Here is a 15,495-nt window from a genome sequence, read left to right as displayed (position 1 = left end):
TTTTAGCACTTCTCCAATTGATTAAAGGAACTTTTCCAAACGTTCCAATGCTAATCTATTACCATTTATCAATGACTTATAATAACACTTTATAGCACTATTTCTCCTTTGAACACATGGAATCTTTTTTTGCCAGTACATATCTCCAAATTCTATTGCGTATACAGGATTAATAGATTCTGATGCCAACTTATAATACTCATGCGCTTTATTGATACGAACGCCCCAAGCTCCATATCCATAATAACAAATATTCCCCAAAGTAAAGGCAGCCCATCCATCACCAGCATTGGCTTTTTCATTCAACCATTTAAACTCTGCCTTAATTTTATTCTTCTTATCTTCTTGCTTTTCAGTAACCAAACTACCTTCTATGTATTTAGCTCCAATAATGCCGATATTTTTCAAGCCACTCTCTTCTACCACATTATCCAACCACCTCTTATATTTTCGCATAAAATCATCATCTAATGATTCTTTGATATCATATATACGCAACAAATCCAACATTGACCCAACATTTCCTAAGTCAGCAGCTTTTCTATGATACTCCTCTGCTATGTTACTCAATTCATCCTTATTTTTAGAATACTGAATATCAGCAGCTATGCGATGATAGCACAAAGCCAACGCTTCTTTATCATCTCCACATGCAACTATAGCCTTATCATACCAGAACTTTACTTTAGAAAAATCGTATTCTCTATCAAAACTAACATTTCCAATATATACTTTATCAGTTTTATCACTAGCACCTCCACCTAAATAAGTACTCCCCAGCAATAGCATCGCCTTACAATTGCCATTGCTAGCTGCTTTTTCATATAGCCTTATCGCTTTTTCAGCATCGGCTTCTACACATTCTCCCAGAGAATAACATCTTGCCATACCGAACCAACCATCGGCACTGTTGCTCTCTGCCGCCCTTTGATAGTACTTAAATGATTTCTTCACATCCCGACGGCACAACATACCTTCGTGATAGGCATCACCTAAGAAAACCATCGCGCCCACATCGCCACTTGAAGCTAGTTTTTCCTTCTCAGACAACATTTTTTCATTATTTTTTATTTCGTCTATTTTCTTACACAACTCTTCACATTTTTTGTCATAATACTGACAAGCCTTTTTTAGCATATAAACAAAAGTACCACAAGGTATCATTTCACTAATTTCATGAAATCCAGAAAAAGGATTTGATATAAATCGATCGAATATCCCCCCAAATTCATCATCATCTAACCATTTTTCTCTATATCGCATAATTCCTTCTTTTGTCATCCCATCTATAACAGGTATGCTATAGTGATTTAACATTGGTTGCGACTTCACCCAGTTTAACGTTTCCGAATCAAGATAATTCCAAGAACGGATACTATCAAATAAAGGCAAGCATTCCTCAATAAAGATTTTTTCATCAAATTCGAGATTTAAGTATTTAACTGCTCGCTGATAAAATTGAACCCAAGGGGACTCATAATTAATTTGCATATTAACTGTCTCCTATTATTATTGATTGTAACACGTAACAATACAAAAAAGGTTGCCACACAGGCAACCTTAATTTTTTCTTAACTAAGACTCAAATCAGCCTGTGCCTATCTTTACAGCATCATCAAGACCGTCCACTTTCTAAGCGCAATATTTCTTTAGTTTTCATACGAATATATGCAACTTGTACGACCGCTGGTATTGTGACCCTGTATGCAGGCCCAGCAATATCTACCAAAGTCCATAAAGCAGTCAAAGCAATTCCCGGAGGTCCAGCCAATGCCCCCATGGCTCTTGTTATTGTTGCATTTGCTGTTAAAGATAATCCTCTACCAAGAAGCGCCTTTGCTACAGCATTAGCTACTATTACTGCTATCTGATACGCAAAGAATCCCCCTTTAACTATACCAGCTTGTAATGCCGCGATCAAAGCTTCTTTGGTAAAATCAGTTGTCTTCAAATCCAACTCATCTATTATCTTTTTTAATTCTTCACTATTCATTTTATCAATAGCGTCTATTAGAATTTTTTGCAATAAATTCATCTCTATTATTTCAATAGAAGCTTTAGAATTATAATTTACTTTCATCTTATCGCAAACATCACATAGAATTTCTCTATACAGGACTCCTTCACCATTACCAAATATATTTCTAACTAAATTGGCAATACTATTTCCACCAAAATGCTGCAACTCCCCAGCAATTTCCTGCCAATACATACTTGGTCTATCTGAATATTTTTTATATACTTCTGTTAATGTCAATTCTTCAGTTAACCTTAGGCTACCATCCCTATCTTTTATAAGATAATCCACTAATATTAGCAAATCTTCATCACTCGCCGAAGCCAAAATCTCTAAATCTGCATCTTTACGATAAGTCATAACCCCGTCCCCTCTCTTTCTATATCCTGTCTCTTAAACACACACGCCCGTACACATTTTTCCATTATGTACCTTGGTAAAAAAAAATATCCAACTCCTTAATATTATGAATGATTTTCTATTTATCCACCTTACATTTTTCCGCTAGTCTGACTGATCATCCAATTGCTTCTTCTATTCTTTCATTAGAATCAAATGCCTTTTCAAATTCATAATGAATTTCAAGATACTCTCTCTACTTCCTCTACAAACGACTTATACATAGTTGCCATTTTACCATCATAGGCTTTAGTTCGCTCATAGTGGTCATGTATTCTGCCGTGGTTTCAATTTACTTAATGCGCTCATTGAAATAATCTTCTTTACGCGCATGACGTTGTTCTGCTTTGAACAGGCAACCTTATTTAGGAAATATTCATCATTTCAAATAATGCTTTGTGTACCCACCTGTCTTACAGCAGCATCTACAAATTCCACCACTAAACCATCATCCTCATTATATCTGTAAGCACAGACTAAATACACCGACGGGGTGTCTTTTGTCCGCCCTACAAAAAGTTTTTGCGGCATTACATATTTAAACAAATTAAGCTTGTTTGCATCCTCTATCTTATCACCATCACGCTCCAGCATGTATTTCACAACATAAGCCTTCGCATCTTCTACAATCTGCCAGTTATTCAACACACTCTCTAAAGCCTCTTCCTGAACAGGAAGTACTTCTTCACCTGCATAGCAGTCATATTGTATTTCAAGATCTAGGTCTCTCCCCCATAGTCTGACTTTCTTATGATTAATCATCAAAAATACGCTCCTTTTCCTGACTAGCTTTCTTACATTCTGACACGCCACCTAAATGAGTACAAGCTTCATGTATCTTCGTGGGCACAAGATCGCATGTTCTCATGTCGTTACGTTCATGCCAAGAATAATTATTCTCATGACGCCAATCCGATACATCACGAGGTGTCCAATCATCCCGCCCCTCATGATTTTCCTTGTTCCATACTTCAGATAATTTCGTATCACACTGCTCAAAATTTCCGTCTCGCCCCAGACGACGCTCCGTCATATTATCAATTTCTACCGTAGCCTCTGCCACCCCGCTAAAATCCACCATAGCATCTTGATAGGGTATTTCACTCACCCCACGCTCTTTCATAGCTTCTATGGTTTCTCTGTCTGCAGGTCTATAGCCACTTTCTCCTCTTTCTCCCTCCCATATGCCCCTATCCGTATTCTCCTTTGGCACATGAGCCAAACGCTCTTCATATGTACTGAAGGGCACTGTCTCGATATCAGGATTTTCTATTTCTGCTGCTTCTAACTGTTCCCCCCAATAATTTTCTGCCTCATCTTGAGAAATTTCTCCTTCTGAGCCTATTTCATGATAACTTTCAAACTCTCCCTGATCTTCATGAACATCTGACCTTTCATTTATCTCATCCATTGACAAACACACCACCCTTACTTCGGTGTTCTTCAGTAAACCTCAGAAAAATATTCAAGTAACTGCCGTCTCTTTTAACTGCCTCACGCAATACAATTCCTAAAAGAATGTCTACTTGTTGCGATGCAAGTTCATATGACGTAGGTATCAACTTTTCTTTTACTGCTTTCAGCCAAGAATTCATTTCCCCACAAGATTTAGCATGATTAAGAGCTTTTTGTGCATCAAAAAACTCAAACAAAAAGTGTTGCCAATTTGAAGCATTTCCACTTTTTGCATACATCAAACATTCAGCCTTCAAAGCCCCCCTTAATGATGAACTTAGAATCTCAGCCTTCATGTTTAGCAAAGCTTTCCGTAATTTAGAACCTCCAATCCCATTATTCTTGATAGCGTCCAACAATTGATCCTCTATTTTAACAAAATCCTTTATCTGTACTTTCTGCTTTTCATCAACACTTATTGTTGGCTCATAAAGTGGAATCTGACAAAGAACGGGTTCCAGCCAATCAATTTGGCTCACCGCTGCTACGCCTTTCTCCAGCTTCACGATTTCTTCAATCTGTGACGCATTTAATCCAGCAGCTGCTCCTACTAATTCACGATCAGATAGTTCCGGCAAACGTAGGATGATTTTCGTGTTCGTATTGCGAATAACTGACAAATCCAAAAGCCCCGGTGATTGGTCAGCTATGATAAAGCCTTCGCCATAGGTACGCATCTCTGCTATGGAATTAGCCAACATCTCCACTGATTTTCCCAAAAGATTAGTTTCCTCGGCAGTCTGCTCTCTGCTAGTACGCTTCAAGAGATTATGTGCCTCCTCTAAGACAGTGACATGGAAGAGAGTGCTGTTCGGCGAAGCCCCCCTGCTACGTTCTTCCATACGATGTTCCTGTAATTTGAGCACCAATAATCCCATGAGAAGGGACTTAGTTTCTGCAGATCCAATCCTACTAAGATCAACGATAACATTCTCGTTGAAAAGTTCCTCGTCGGAAATACCTTTGGCTGAAAAGACAAGGCTGTTTATGCCATTGGTCAAGGAACGCAATCTGGTGACAAGTGAGCCTATATAGTCACTTTTATTGTCCGCAGAGTACTCACTTTCGGTTAAAATCTGCCTAACCTCTTCCTGCACATCGGCAAAGCTTGGATATATCTCTTCATGAATTCTGTTCTCCGAAAGAGACAGGTTCCAACCACATCTTGTATAAGCCCTCTCCACAGCCTCTTTCAAAATCGCAGGCATAGCAGCATACATGGGCCAACAAACATTGAATATCTCCACTAGTCTATCTATATGCTCAAGCACATGGATGGAGGGAGGGAATACAAATGGATTAAGTTGCAACAATTCCCCTAATCTGGGGTTAGTACCAAGAATTCTTATCCCGGGGAACATATGCCGATATTCCCCCTTAGCCGGTTCAATAACCAAGAATTTTTTCCCATGTTTTTTCAAGGCAGCAATAATATGACAAACAGCATTGCTCTTTCCTGAGCCTGTAGACCCCGCCACAAATGTGTGACTGGCAAGACTTTCTATATCCAAATCCACCACTGTTTCTGTCTGTTCACCCATATGGAAAATATGACCTAACTGCAACACATCCGCCTGTCCGTTATCAGGTTGCCAGCTATGCAGGACTTCCCTTGCAAAAGATGCATGATTAACTACTGGAAGCCCCTTCACTGATGTATGAGGAAGCCCCATATGTATTGCCAATTCCCCAGTACTCACTAAAGCGGCAGGAGTCACTTCCACCCGGCGCTCTCCATCATAGTCAAAACCTTGGTACGCGAACACCGGATGCAAGAAATTTTTGATATATGGTGCCAGTTGTGCCAAGGAAGGTTCATCGTTCCAAGTATTTATAGCCGAGCACTCAATACCACTCCCTTTGCCCGAAACCACGGATCGATAGATATTGGCTGCCATTTCCGTTTCGGCAGAGCTTTCTCCCACGAAGTAAGCAGCAAAATTCCACATCCCCATGCTCTCGCATTCCTCTAGGCGCTGAAGCTGCTTTTCCAATCGCTTGACAATCGCAGCAAAGGTTTTATTTTCTGCCCCTAACGTGATCCCTTGACTTTTTCCCAATGTAGATGTAACCGTCAAGGAATTAGTCAGTGTAACGGCCTCACTCCGTCCTATAGTCTTTGTATCATTAATAGCGATCCCGTAATTCCTAGCCGAACCTTCACCTTCACTGATACCACTACTTACCCCCACTGTGTTTGATGTACTTAGTCCATGAGTCAATGTGCGCGAAATAGAATGCGACTCGGATACTGTATGGCTAGTGCCCTTGGTGACAGTGTGAGTATCACTGCTGCCTTTGCTCTCGCTGTGATTTTTACTGTAACTAGCACCCACACCATAAAAAGCACCCACCCCCACCGTAGATCCATCTGTCGTATTAGTGCTCTCACTGTGAGCCTCTGCTGTAGACTCATTCAGCCCATCGACTGTCCCAGATGTATATGTGTGCCCAATAGTCTCAGATATATTTTCTCCGGCGGTAATAGAGGCATTCTTGCCATAATTTTTTTCGATATTCTTTGACAGTGTAATGCCATCGTTTACAGTTTTTCCCACCCCTTTGTTTTTCGAAAGCGTTATGGTGTTACCACTGCTATTAGCTTTGGCCTCAGCATCAGAATCATTTAAGGAAAAATTCATCTGCATATTAGCAAAGGGATATATTTGTGTACAAATGCTTTCATAACCTCTTCGTATTTCAGCAAGGTAATCATAGCTTACGTTCTCTGCAACGAAAAAAGCCTGATAGCGCTTCCCCTTCATGCTGTCAATGAATTTTTCCACCCCCTGCACAAAACGTCTATCGCTCAAGCCCTCCTCATTCTGGCGAAAATCAGCTATGCAAGTAACACTAGAAACAGCTCCCATGGAGATGTTTTCCATTTGTTTATGCAAATCCTCTTCCAAATAAGCCGAGGTGCGGCTACCGGGGAAAAGCCCTTTGAGACTATCCTCTAACATACACTTCATAGTACCAGCAGCGTGAATAGAAGATTTAGGTCTCACACCCAAGAAAAATTCCACCGTTATACCATCGCTTTTCATCATCAACACTAAAGTGCAAGGCTTATCGCTCAAAACCCTATACAAAGTTGCCAGATTATGCAAAGAGAATTCCTCCGCCTGATATGCCAGCTTATCAATACGGAAAAACTGAATCTGATTAATTTGGGCTAAAGCCTCTGCATCTGCCTCCACAATCTGCAAACTATCAAGTTTTGCCAAATATCCCTTCATCACTTCATCATCGATGATTTTCAAACAATTGGCAAGGTTATTCTGCAAAATAGCCAATCGATCAAACTGTTCATATTCCCTCACTAGTGAGTGTCTGGTCTTTTTTTCTTTCTGCGATTCATCTAACTTTGGTTCTATAGTTATCCGATTTTCAGTCATCAAAGGCAGTTGCGGTTTTTCCATTTTCTCAGATAAAAAACTTTCTTCATTTACCTCTATCGTCTTTCCATCAAACCCATTCCACTTCATAAACCACCACCTCCATTAATTCTGCAATAAAATTTTTTCTTTTCTCCTGGTATCATGAGCTTATAATAACCGGTTGGACGACCTTCACAAATTTGCATATAAATAGCAAAGTCCTGTGGCGAATAACCTTTTATCCATTTCCAATCACAATCATCAAAGTACAAGTCTTCTGTAAGCTCATAAATTGCTTCTCTGCTGCCAATACGTTTTTTTATATGTTTTCTGCTCAGTGATAAAAAGTACTTTTCCACAGAATCAATAATTAATATGGTTCGCCAAGCAACGCTTCTCGTCGTGGAATGTTTTATCTCAACATTATCAACAGAATTATCACTACGACAAATATCGCCAACGCAATTTTCGCCATAATCTCTCTGCTCTCTGCTTGATTTTCCCCCGAAGGCATTTGACGGATTGGTCGCAACCTTTTTTTTTTAGGCTCTGCCCCTTCAATGCGTGTTGGAAGATTGACTGGCGCATATTTCTTTGTATCCTCTGCCAGTTCTTTATTTATGCGTCTTTGGTATTCTTCCTTGGATTCTTTTGGTTTCCCAGTTTTGGGCACAGTCGATGCTATTTCGGCAGGCTTTGGCTGAAGCTCAGTCTTTGCCAAAACTTGTTGCTTATCTTCTGCACTCTCAGAAATCTCTGATTTTCTGCTTATCTTATCTGCATAGATCACTTGAGCAACTTTCTGCATATGGTCTACCCGCTCGCGAGAAAAGTTTTTCAACAAATCCTTCTTCAATGTCTTCCAATAAGTCATATCCCACTGAGAAGAGTTTCCATTAAAACTGGACAATTCCTGATGTGACTGAAACAGTTCAGCCTTTGCCACCTGATTATAATCATCCCGATATTTTGCAAAGGTTGGATCCACATCTAAAGCATCCTTAAAAATATACTTCAGTCCCTCTATATCACCATTGGCTATACAACTCTTTACCGAATCATGCATCTCTCACCCTCCTAAACATCTAAAATCCCGTTCAATTCGGCAATATTGGCCTCAATCCATTTTATGATTTTCTTATTCTTTTCAAGTTCTTTTTCTCTTGTTTCCTGGTCGACCGTGCAAGCCTCAATTTCCTTATACTTTTCGCCAATACGTCTATCCAATTCATCAAAACTCTTAGAGAACTGCTCCTTCATATCGTCTATCTGCATCTCGGCGTAATCAAGTGATTTTTTAATGCTCTCTCCCAGCTTTTGTTGATATTTTGCTAGTAAATCTGCCTGTATCTTATCCGTAGCTACACGGAACTTCTCAGTAGTTCTAGTACGCTCCTCAAAGACATCTCTTTCTACTGTCTCATAATCAAGTACCGTCTTGTATACTTTCTCTGTGCGATAATCATCCACATTTACATAATACGTTTCATCCACATAATCATCTCGCCAGAACATCAAAAATTTCCACCCTTGCTTGTCGGGATTTTTCACTCTTCTAGTGCGCGGCTCTATATGAGAACCCGATTTTACCTGGCGTGTCCCTACTTCTACATCATGAGATCCCACTATAACATCTTCTTTTTCAGTGCCTACCTTCTCATGATAAGTTTCTACCTCTATGGTAGTCTCACCTATAGCCTCCGCCTTTTCCATAGCAAAGGAATCGGAGCGCCAAGTATTGATGCTCTCCCGAAGGTTAGTCAGACCATCCTTCACCAAAGATGCTGTATCAAAGTCCAACGCCCCTACTTGAGCCTCCTTATCGAAGCGAGTGAGCTTTTCCTGGTATTCTCTCAACAACCTTTCGCCAGTTTCTACTAATTCGCGATTGATGATAGTTTCCAGTTCAGCCGCTAGTTTAGCCATAGTATTGGATGACATATCCGTGAATTGATTAACTAACCGAACAGCCTCCCTCTTACTTTCAATGAATTCATCATAGCTTTGAAAAATATTACTAACATCTTCATTGATCTTGTCTGTCAACTCCTCGGTTTTTTCCCTTATAGATTCCATGGGATTAAAAGCATTTATCTTATCTTTGAATTTTTGTGCTTCTTTGCCGTCATCTATACGCGCTTGAATAATCTTCGCACGCTCAGTAATTTCCCTTAGTGCATTTTCATCCGTGGCCACCGTTGCCTTGACTTTTGCCAAGACTTCACTAGCCTCTAACACACCTTGGAACGTCTCTACCAAATCCTTTATTTTTTTCGTCATGGCATATTTTTTCACATAGGCGATAATTGCAGACTCTATAGAGCGTATGCCACAATGGATTAACACTTGCCCTTTGCTGTCTTTTCTATCCAAAGCAGCAGCTAATTCAGCATTCAGTTCCCGCTTGGCTATAGGAGACAAATTGCTGTATGCTTCTAAGTGCATGGATTCATGCTTCCTAAACCGTCTCATTTTGCTAATAGTATCCAAGGCTGCATCAGGGAGATTATCCATATCATCCAATTTTAACTTGGCGGGATCTATATCCCTGAGATATGTACGAATATTCAAGGCCACATAAGCAGAACACGGAAAAATCTGCGGATTCTCTATACCATGATTGACCAAGTATGTCCTAGCCTTCTCGATGGCAGATTCTATATTCTCTTCCTCCGGGTTGAAATCATCCATACGGTTTATAGCAAACAAAAACCTGTCTCGCATCAATTTCCCACCGGTACGAATTTTTTCCGCAACATGATTGAGCAGATGATCATCATCATTGGTAGCCAGCTGTGTCCCGTTCAATACATACAGTATTAAATTATTTGCGTCACTTTCTACAGCTCTATATGTTGTGTTTTTGTGGTCTTGATTCTGAGAATTATTTGGACCCGGTGTATCCACCAAGCGCAAGGCCGTCGTATTGGCATCGATAAAAGGGATATTGCCAGATATAGCAATTTCTTGCACTTCTGGATCTTCATTCAACTCCACCATATTCGCATAGGCTATATTATCTATTTTTGAGATGATATTTCCATCTCTATCATATGCAATTCCTTGAAAATCATCTCTGTCATTATCAGTTATTCGGGTTACAGTGGCTGTACAAGCCTCATTTTTAGATGGCATCATCTTCCTTGATAACAAGGCATTGATCAATGTAGACTTTCCAGAACTCATAGTAGCAATGACGTTAATAGGAAATACCGCATTTTTCACATTATCAAAAGATTTTTTTAGAGCTTCATCTTTGAAAGCTTCTACAGGAGCATTATCATCTCGCAAATCATCAAAAATCTTTGTCAATTTCTCTACGATATTTTTCTGAGACTTTCCTGCAACGAATTCCATAGTAGGCGGCTTTATGACACCTCTCTCTACTGCCTGACGAAAGGCATCTTCAAAATCATCCCAATCCATCTCCATTCCGTGGAATTTTATATCAAAATCTACTGTATTAACTGCTTTTCGCAATTCTTCCGGAAACTCCCCTACCCATTCCTGCAAACGCTTGTCTTTGACATATTTGTACAGTCTGCTGTCTTTTTCTATGGCATTGCCATTAATCTTAATTTCTGTTTGTAAACGATAGGGATTATACTTAACATACAATTTTGCCATCAAATTTTTCCTCCCTTGCATAGTTCCATGATAATCATGGCCACATAATTAATACCTGATAACGTATGAAGATTTTCAATCTCGGAGTCGGTACAGTATTGGGAAAATTCCTGTGCATAATACTGCGGAATACCAAAAGTTTTGAAAAGACGTTTACATCTGCGTCTTTCCAATTGATCTTCTAATTCTAACTCACCTTCATCACTCAGCACCTCAAATCCGACCTTGGCCGATACAGGGCAAATCATCGGTGCCTTGAACCCCTTGCTTGAAATATAGCTGCGAACTCTTCTGATAATCCCTTTCAAATCTTCCTCTTCTGGATTTAAGCAATCTATCTTATTAAGCAGGAATAGCACTGGTTTTCCCATTGCATGCTCACGCACAAACTCCATATGGTAGCTATCATCATTGACCCCAATCTGCGAGGCATTGATGATATAAACCAGCAAATCATAGTCTCCCTGCTTTATCTCCCGCCTCGTTATATCCCGATGACTTCTTTCCATGCTAGAATTCACCCCAGGTGAATCTTTGATAACAAGATCAAACTCCGCCAGCTTTCCCAAAAAGTTCACAGACGTACCATCTTCACTTTCAAAAGTACGAGAGATTTTTCCCCCTGAGTTCGCAAATGAAAGAATACGGTCGGTACAGGCCATATTTTCTGCTTTGCTCACTTTTTTGCCGATTAGGGCATTGATAAAAGTTGACTTACCTGCGCTCATGGTCGCCGTTACCAATACCTTAAAAATCTTTTTCTTATGATTATAATTATTTTTTTCCCTTACCTCATTTCTATGCCTAGAAAATACGCGCTCTTTCCTGCTTGCTATAGTTGTTCCATATAGAGCAGCCCCCATAGCTTGAGCCTCTTTAACATGGAAAACTTCCACAGACACATTACCAAATTCCTCGCGAATACATTCTCCCACCATAGGCATATATGAAAGTCCCCCCGTAAGCAGCACCCGCCGTACAGGAATACTTATATCAAATGACCTAAGCATATTTAAAATTAGCAGCCTGTATCCATAAGTCAGTTCATACATTTCCCCTTGGCCAATTTTTCTATACAAATCAAATATTTGTGATCGTTTAGCAGCAAGCTGAGGCAAATAAATTTCGGCTTCATGCTTACTGGAAAGGGAAATTCGAGCATCTTCAGCCGCATTATACAAACGTGGCATTGCCCCCTTAAGACCATACAGATTTATGCCGTACTCAGTAGCGAATTCTTTAGCCAACCTGTCTGCAATTTTTGTATCAAAATCCAGCCCCCCAAAAAACATCTCCGTATTGCCATAAAGCTTTTCTATCTCTCCCCCTTTGATACTGCCCAAAGTCACGCTAAAAGTACCTGCCCCTCCATCACATATCAGGATATTTTCCCTGTTTTGATTGCAGGATGCATAATAATGCATAGCAGCTACACCATCTGCAACAGTCTGTACCTGTTCAAAGCCAGCTCTAACTGCAGCCTCGTTGACCACTTCTGTCTGCTTGCCCAGCAATCTCTCAGGCAGACAAATCACAACCTGTGAAATTGTCTTGCCCAAAAATGATTCGCCCAAAACTTTGAGCTCATTGAACATATCTGTGAGCAATGTAACGGGATAGTAGACTTTTCCTTCCAACCAAGGATATTTGCCACCAATAACAGCTTCTCTTTTAATACTGCTTACAGCAGAAAGATACGTACTAGGTTTATCTTTTGTCCCCCATGCAGCCACACCTTTACCACCATCTCCTGGAAAAAAAGCCGTTTTTCCCCCGCTATCCCTCACACACTCAGGGATGCCATCCTTTACAACTGCCGCTGTCAGGAACCCCGTACCAAAATCAATACCTATAATCTCTGACATTAGTAAACTCCTGTAATCCTTTCGCTATTCTAATAAAAAGGAAGAACCGTACCGACTATTACAATAGAAAAGTACCATTTCCCTTTGCTTCAGAACGCTCCATATTTACTCCCTATTCCACATACCACATCTAAGTATATCTTTTCTAAATCTTCAGTTATTTTATCCTAACCCCTCTCTCTTTTTTTATGCATCTTTTACCTCCTCCATATACACTTCCGCCGCTTTCGCGAACCACTGTCCCATCCGCTCTCTCAATTCCTGCGGAGCAAGAATTTCTACAGCCTCGCCTTGCATAGCTGCCCAGCGGATGAAACCTTCACCAAAGGCCGTTACTTTTAGTAAAACACTTTCATCTGTTTCTTGTATAATCTCATACTTCGGCACTCTGTCCACCACAGCTTCCAGTGCCGATTTTTTGCATCGCAATTTTATTTCCAAGAGTTCTCCAGCATACATGAATTGGACTGCCGGACGCATATCACTATAGCGGAAATTCGTATAAAGCGGATTTTCTCCCACCTTGCCTAGTACCTTGACGGATTCGATGCGATCCAGGCGAAAAAATGCCGGGTACTCATACTCGGATTCATCGCGGAACGCCACCAGATAAAAATAGAACTCTGCAAATACGATATTCACGGGCAATACATCCCGCTTAATCCGCTTTTTATCTGCCTTTGTGTATATAATCTGTATTTTCTGTCTATTTATGATAGACTTATTGATTTTCCACTGCAATTCCAGTATGGATTTGCCATGTATTGGCTCAATATAATGTTTAAGTTCATCCTCTATTGCATAATAAAGGGCTTTCCTATCCTCATATGGCAGCAATGCGCGAATGGCATCTACCATCCCCATCATCTCATCACGGCATAAAGCACGGCTTCCCAATAACACTTTCAGAAGAGCCATTACATCCCTGCCAGTAAAATCATGCCGGCCGCCTCTGGACAGATAGTAACATTTGTCATTGCGGTCATAAATAAGTTCATCGCATTCATGCAGCTCCGACAGGACATAGCGGATATCGCTGATATCGCGGTCAAAGGTACGGCTGTTGATCTTGTACTCCTCGATAACATTTTCCCGATTCAGCCGCTCCCGTTGCAGCAGCCGGCAAAACAGATGGACAATCCTAAGCGTCGGCTTCACTCGCTCACACCGCCCTTCTCTATTAGCTTACCTTAATCATATAATATCGCTGCGACACCCCATGTCGTTTTACCAGCTCTCATTTTCTCTAACGCTATGTCAAAGTGACATGATATTTTTCTATATTATATCATTTTATAACGGAATTCGCTATTTTATTTTTGTTTTCTATTATTTCGTTAGTTTTAACTTATTGCATTAGATATTCTGTATAATAGCCTGTAGAGGTGATACAAAACATGTCCATTGGTAGCAGAATCAAAGCACGACGAAAAGAGCTGGGGCTGACACAAACAGAGCTGGGGCAACGCATCCATAAATCTTCGCAGGTGATTTCCAATTGGGAACGCGGCTATACCACCGGCATTGCCGCTGACGATTTGCAGCATTTGGCCACAGCCCTCGCCACTGACATTGCTTTCTTCATTTCCACCGCCTATATCACCACCTCAAAGGCACTGAACACAGATCACATACATATAGCCAATGTTCAAGAGACATCCAATGACAGCCGCCTGGATTCTCTGATTGCCGAATACCCACGATTAGATGAGAAATCGAAGGATATCATCGATGCCATCGTAGCTCTATCAAAAAAAGAATAACAAAAAGCTTCATGCGAATGACAGTTCTTGTCAATCAGCATGAAGCTTTTTTATTTTATTTCTTTCCGTTCATTGCTACATAATCCAGCGCGTGAACGTACCCCCGCCTATAGAGGCGGGAGCTTCCTGCTTCCACGAGAACAGCACCACTGACTCCGAAGAGTTGCAGCGACTTACACTCTCTCCACAGGCGTAGATTCCCGTGCGACCCACGGTATTTTACGAGATTAGTTAGGCAGATATTCGTCTAGCTTCTTCTCGAATATTTATTGCAGCGTTTTTATCGCGGTTATGATGACTACCACAAGCGGGACAATCCCATTCTCTTACAGACAAGTTTTTAGTTTCGTCATTTTGGTAGCCACAAATATGGCATAATTGACTGCTTGGATACCACTTGTCTATCTTTATAAGTTGTTTGCCCTGCCATGCAAGCTTGTACTCCAGTATATTTGTGAACATGTTCCAGCCATTGTCGGCTACGGATTTACCAAAGCTGAATTTTCCGCCTTTCTTATGTTTCGCCATAGCTTTGACACTAATATCTTCTATGCCTATGGCATCATAGCGGTCTACCAAGTAGCGGGCTTTTTTGTGAAGGAAGTCGTGGCGTTGGTTGGCAATTTTTTCATGTAACTTAGCTACACGCAACCTTTGTTTGTCTCTGTTATGACTTCCCTTTTGCCGCTTAGAAAGTTTTCTTTGTGCCTTGGCTAATCTTTTCTCGGCTTTCTTCAAGAAATTTGGATAGTCTGCATCATCCTCATCGGAAGCAACATACAAACCGTGCATAGCAAAGTCCAGCCCAAGAAAGTTCTTCGGTATTATGGGGAGTATTTGGTTTTCATACTCTACAAGAATACTGATGTAGTATTTTCCTGTTGGTGTCCTGCTTATGGTTACAGTCTTAATAGTGCTATTTTCCATCAGCGGGCGATGCAGGCATAATTTTACCCAACCAACTTTCGGCAGTTTTACCTTATTACCAT

At 40.6% G+C, this 15,495-nt stretch carries 12 protein-coding genes; 1 reads left to right on the top strand and 11 read right to left on the bottom strand.

Annotated features, from left to right (window positions below; genetic code table 11):
• Positions 1-21: 21 nt before the first annotated feature.
• The 10 genes from T504_RS0105315 to T504_RS0105270 form a co-directional block, all read right to left on the bottom strand.
• Entirely contained in the window at positions 22-1,491 is a 1,470-nt protein-coding gene (locus tag T504_RS0105315; protein WP_033170031.1) for a tetratricopeptide repeat protein, read from the bottom strand.
• A 124-nt stretch (positions 1,492-1,615) separates the two neighbouring features.
• Complete coding sequence (locus T504_RS0105310; RefSeq protein ID WP_033170030.1) at positions 1,616-2,377, bottom strand: YaaW family protein; 762 nt, start codon at positions 2,375-2,377, stop codon at positions 1,616-1,618.
• A 423-nt stretch (positions 2,378-2,800) separates the two neighbouring features.
• The gene (locus tag T504_RS0105305; protein WP_033170029.1) at positions 2,801-3,178 is read right to left on the bottom strand and encodes a hypothetical protein; all 378 of its coding nucleotides are present in this window, start codon (positions 3,176-3,178) and stop codon (positions 2,801-2,803) included.
• Positions 3,171-3,827 carry an HNH endonuclease signature motif containing protein gene (locus tag T504_RS0105300; RefSeq protein ID WP_033170028.1) on the bottom strand — a complete coding sequence of 219 codons (657 nt, stop codon included), beginning with the start codon at positions 3,825-3,827 and terminating at the stop codon, positions 3,171-3,173. The genes T504_RS0105305 and T504_RS0105300 overlap by 8 nt, the downstream gene beginning before the upstream one ends.
• A complete protein-coding gene (locus T504_RS0105295; protein WP_051635216.1) occupies positions 3,820-7,359 on the bottom strand; it encodes a helicase HerA domain-containing protein in 3,540 nt (1,179 codons plus the stop codon). Before T504_RS0105295 ends, T504_RS0105300 begins: the two co-directional genes overlap by 8 nt.
• The gene (locus tag T504_RS0105290) at positions 7,356-7,610 is read right to left on the bottom strand and encodes a hypothetical protein (protein WP_033170027.1); all 255 of its coding nucleotides are present in this window, start codon (positions 7,608-7,610) and stop codon (positions 7,356-7,358) included. The genes T504_RS0105295 and T504_RS0105290 overlap by 4 nt, the downstream gene beginning before the upstream one ends.
• A gap of 53 nt (positions 7,611-7,663) precedes the next feature.
• On the bottom strand, positions 7,664-8,317 hold the full coding sequence (locus T504_RS0105285; protein WP_033170026.1) for a hypothetical protein: 654 nt from the start codon (positions 8,315-8,317) through the stop codon (positions 7,664-7,666).
• An 11-nt stretch (positions 8,318-8,328) separates the two neighbouring features.
• A complete protein-coding gene (locus T504_RS0105280) occupies positions 8,329-10,878 on the bottom strand; it encodes a dynamin family protein (RefSeq protein WP_033170025.1) in 2,550 nt (849 codons plus the stop codon).
• Positions 10,878-12,743, bottom strand: coding sequence for an Hsp70 family protein (locus T504_RS0105275; RefSeq protein WP_033170024.1), 1,866 nt, complete (start codon positions 12,741-12,743; stop codon positions 10,878-10,880). Before T504_RS0105275 ends, T504_RS0105280 begins: the two co-directional genes overlap by 1 nt.
• 186 nt (positions 12,744-12,929) lie before the next feature.
• On the bottom strand, positions 12,930-13,901 hold the full coding sequence (locus T504_RS0105270) for a helix-turn-helix transcriptional regulator (RefSeq protein ID WP_033170023.1): 972 nt from the start codon (positions 13,899-13,901) through the stop codon (positions 12,930-12,932).
• A 239-nt stretch (positions 13,902-14,140) separates the two neighbouring features.
• Here T504_RS0105270 and T504_RS0105265 point away from each other — a divergent pair, with 239 nt between their 5' ends.
• Positions 14,141-14,506 carry a helix-turn-helix domain-containing protein gene (locus tag T504_RS0105265; protein WP_033170022.1) on the top strand — a complete coding sequence of 122 codons (366 nt, stop codon included), beginning with the start codon at positions 14,141-14,143 and terminating at the stop codon, positions 14,504-14,506.
• A gap of 231 nt (positions 14,507-14,737) precedes the next feature.
• Here T504_RS0105265 and T504_RS0105260 read toward each other — a convergent pair.
• Positions 14,738-15,495 (bottom strand): RNA-guided endonuclease TnpB family protein (locus tag T504_RS0105260; RefSeq protein WP_033170021.1); only part of this gene is annotated, 758 nt, incomplete at its 5' end.

It is taken from the genome of Selenomonas sp. ND2010 (genome assembly GCF_000702005.1).
GTDB lineage: Bacteria > Bacillota > Negativicutes > Selenomonadales > Selenomonadaceae > Selenomonas_A.
This window is presented reverse-complemented; position numbering and strand designations above follow the sequence as displayed.

Excerpts from the sequence above, each read along its gene's own strand:
- T504_RS0105315 (WP_033170031.1), bottom strand. The coding sequence starts at position 1,491 with ATGCAAATTAATTATGAGTCCCCTTGGGTTCAATTTTATCAGCGAGCA.
- T504_RS0105310 (WP_033170030.1), bottom strand. The coding sequence starts at position 2,377 with ATGACTTATCGTAAAGATGCAGATTTAGAGATTTTGGCTTCGGCGAGT.
- T504_RS0105305 (WP_033170029.1), bottom strand. The coding sequence starts at position 3,178 with ATGATTAATCATAAGAAAGTCAGACTATGGGGGAGAGACCTAGATCTT.
- T504_RS0105300 (WP_033170028.1), bottom strand. The coding sequence starts at position 3,827 with ATGGATGAGATAAATGAAAGGTCAGATGTTCATGAAGATCAGGGAGAG.
- T504_RS0105295 (WP_051635216.1), bottom strand. The coding sequence starts at position 7,359 with ATGAAGTGGAATGGGTTTGATGGAAAGACGATAGAGGTAAATGAAGAA.
- T504_RS0105285 (WP_033170026.1), bottom strand. The coding sequence starts at position 8,317 with ATGCATGATTCGGTAAAGAGTTGTATAGCCAATGGTGATATAGAGGGA.
- T504_RS0105280 (WP_033170025.1), bottom strand. The coding sequence starts at position 10,878 with ATGGCAAAATTGTATGTTAAGTATAATCCCTATCGTTTACAAACAGAA.
- T504_RS0105275 (WP_033170024.1), bottom strand. The coding sequence starts at position 12,743 with ATGTCAGAGATTATAGGTATTGATTTTGGTACGGGGTTCCTGACAGCG.
- T504_RS0105265 (WP_033170022.1), top strand. The coding sequence starts at position 14,141 with ATGTCCATTGGTAGCAGAATCAAAGCACGACGAAAAGAGCTGGGGCTG.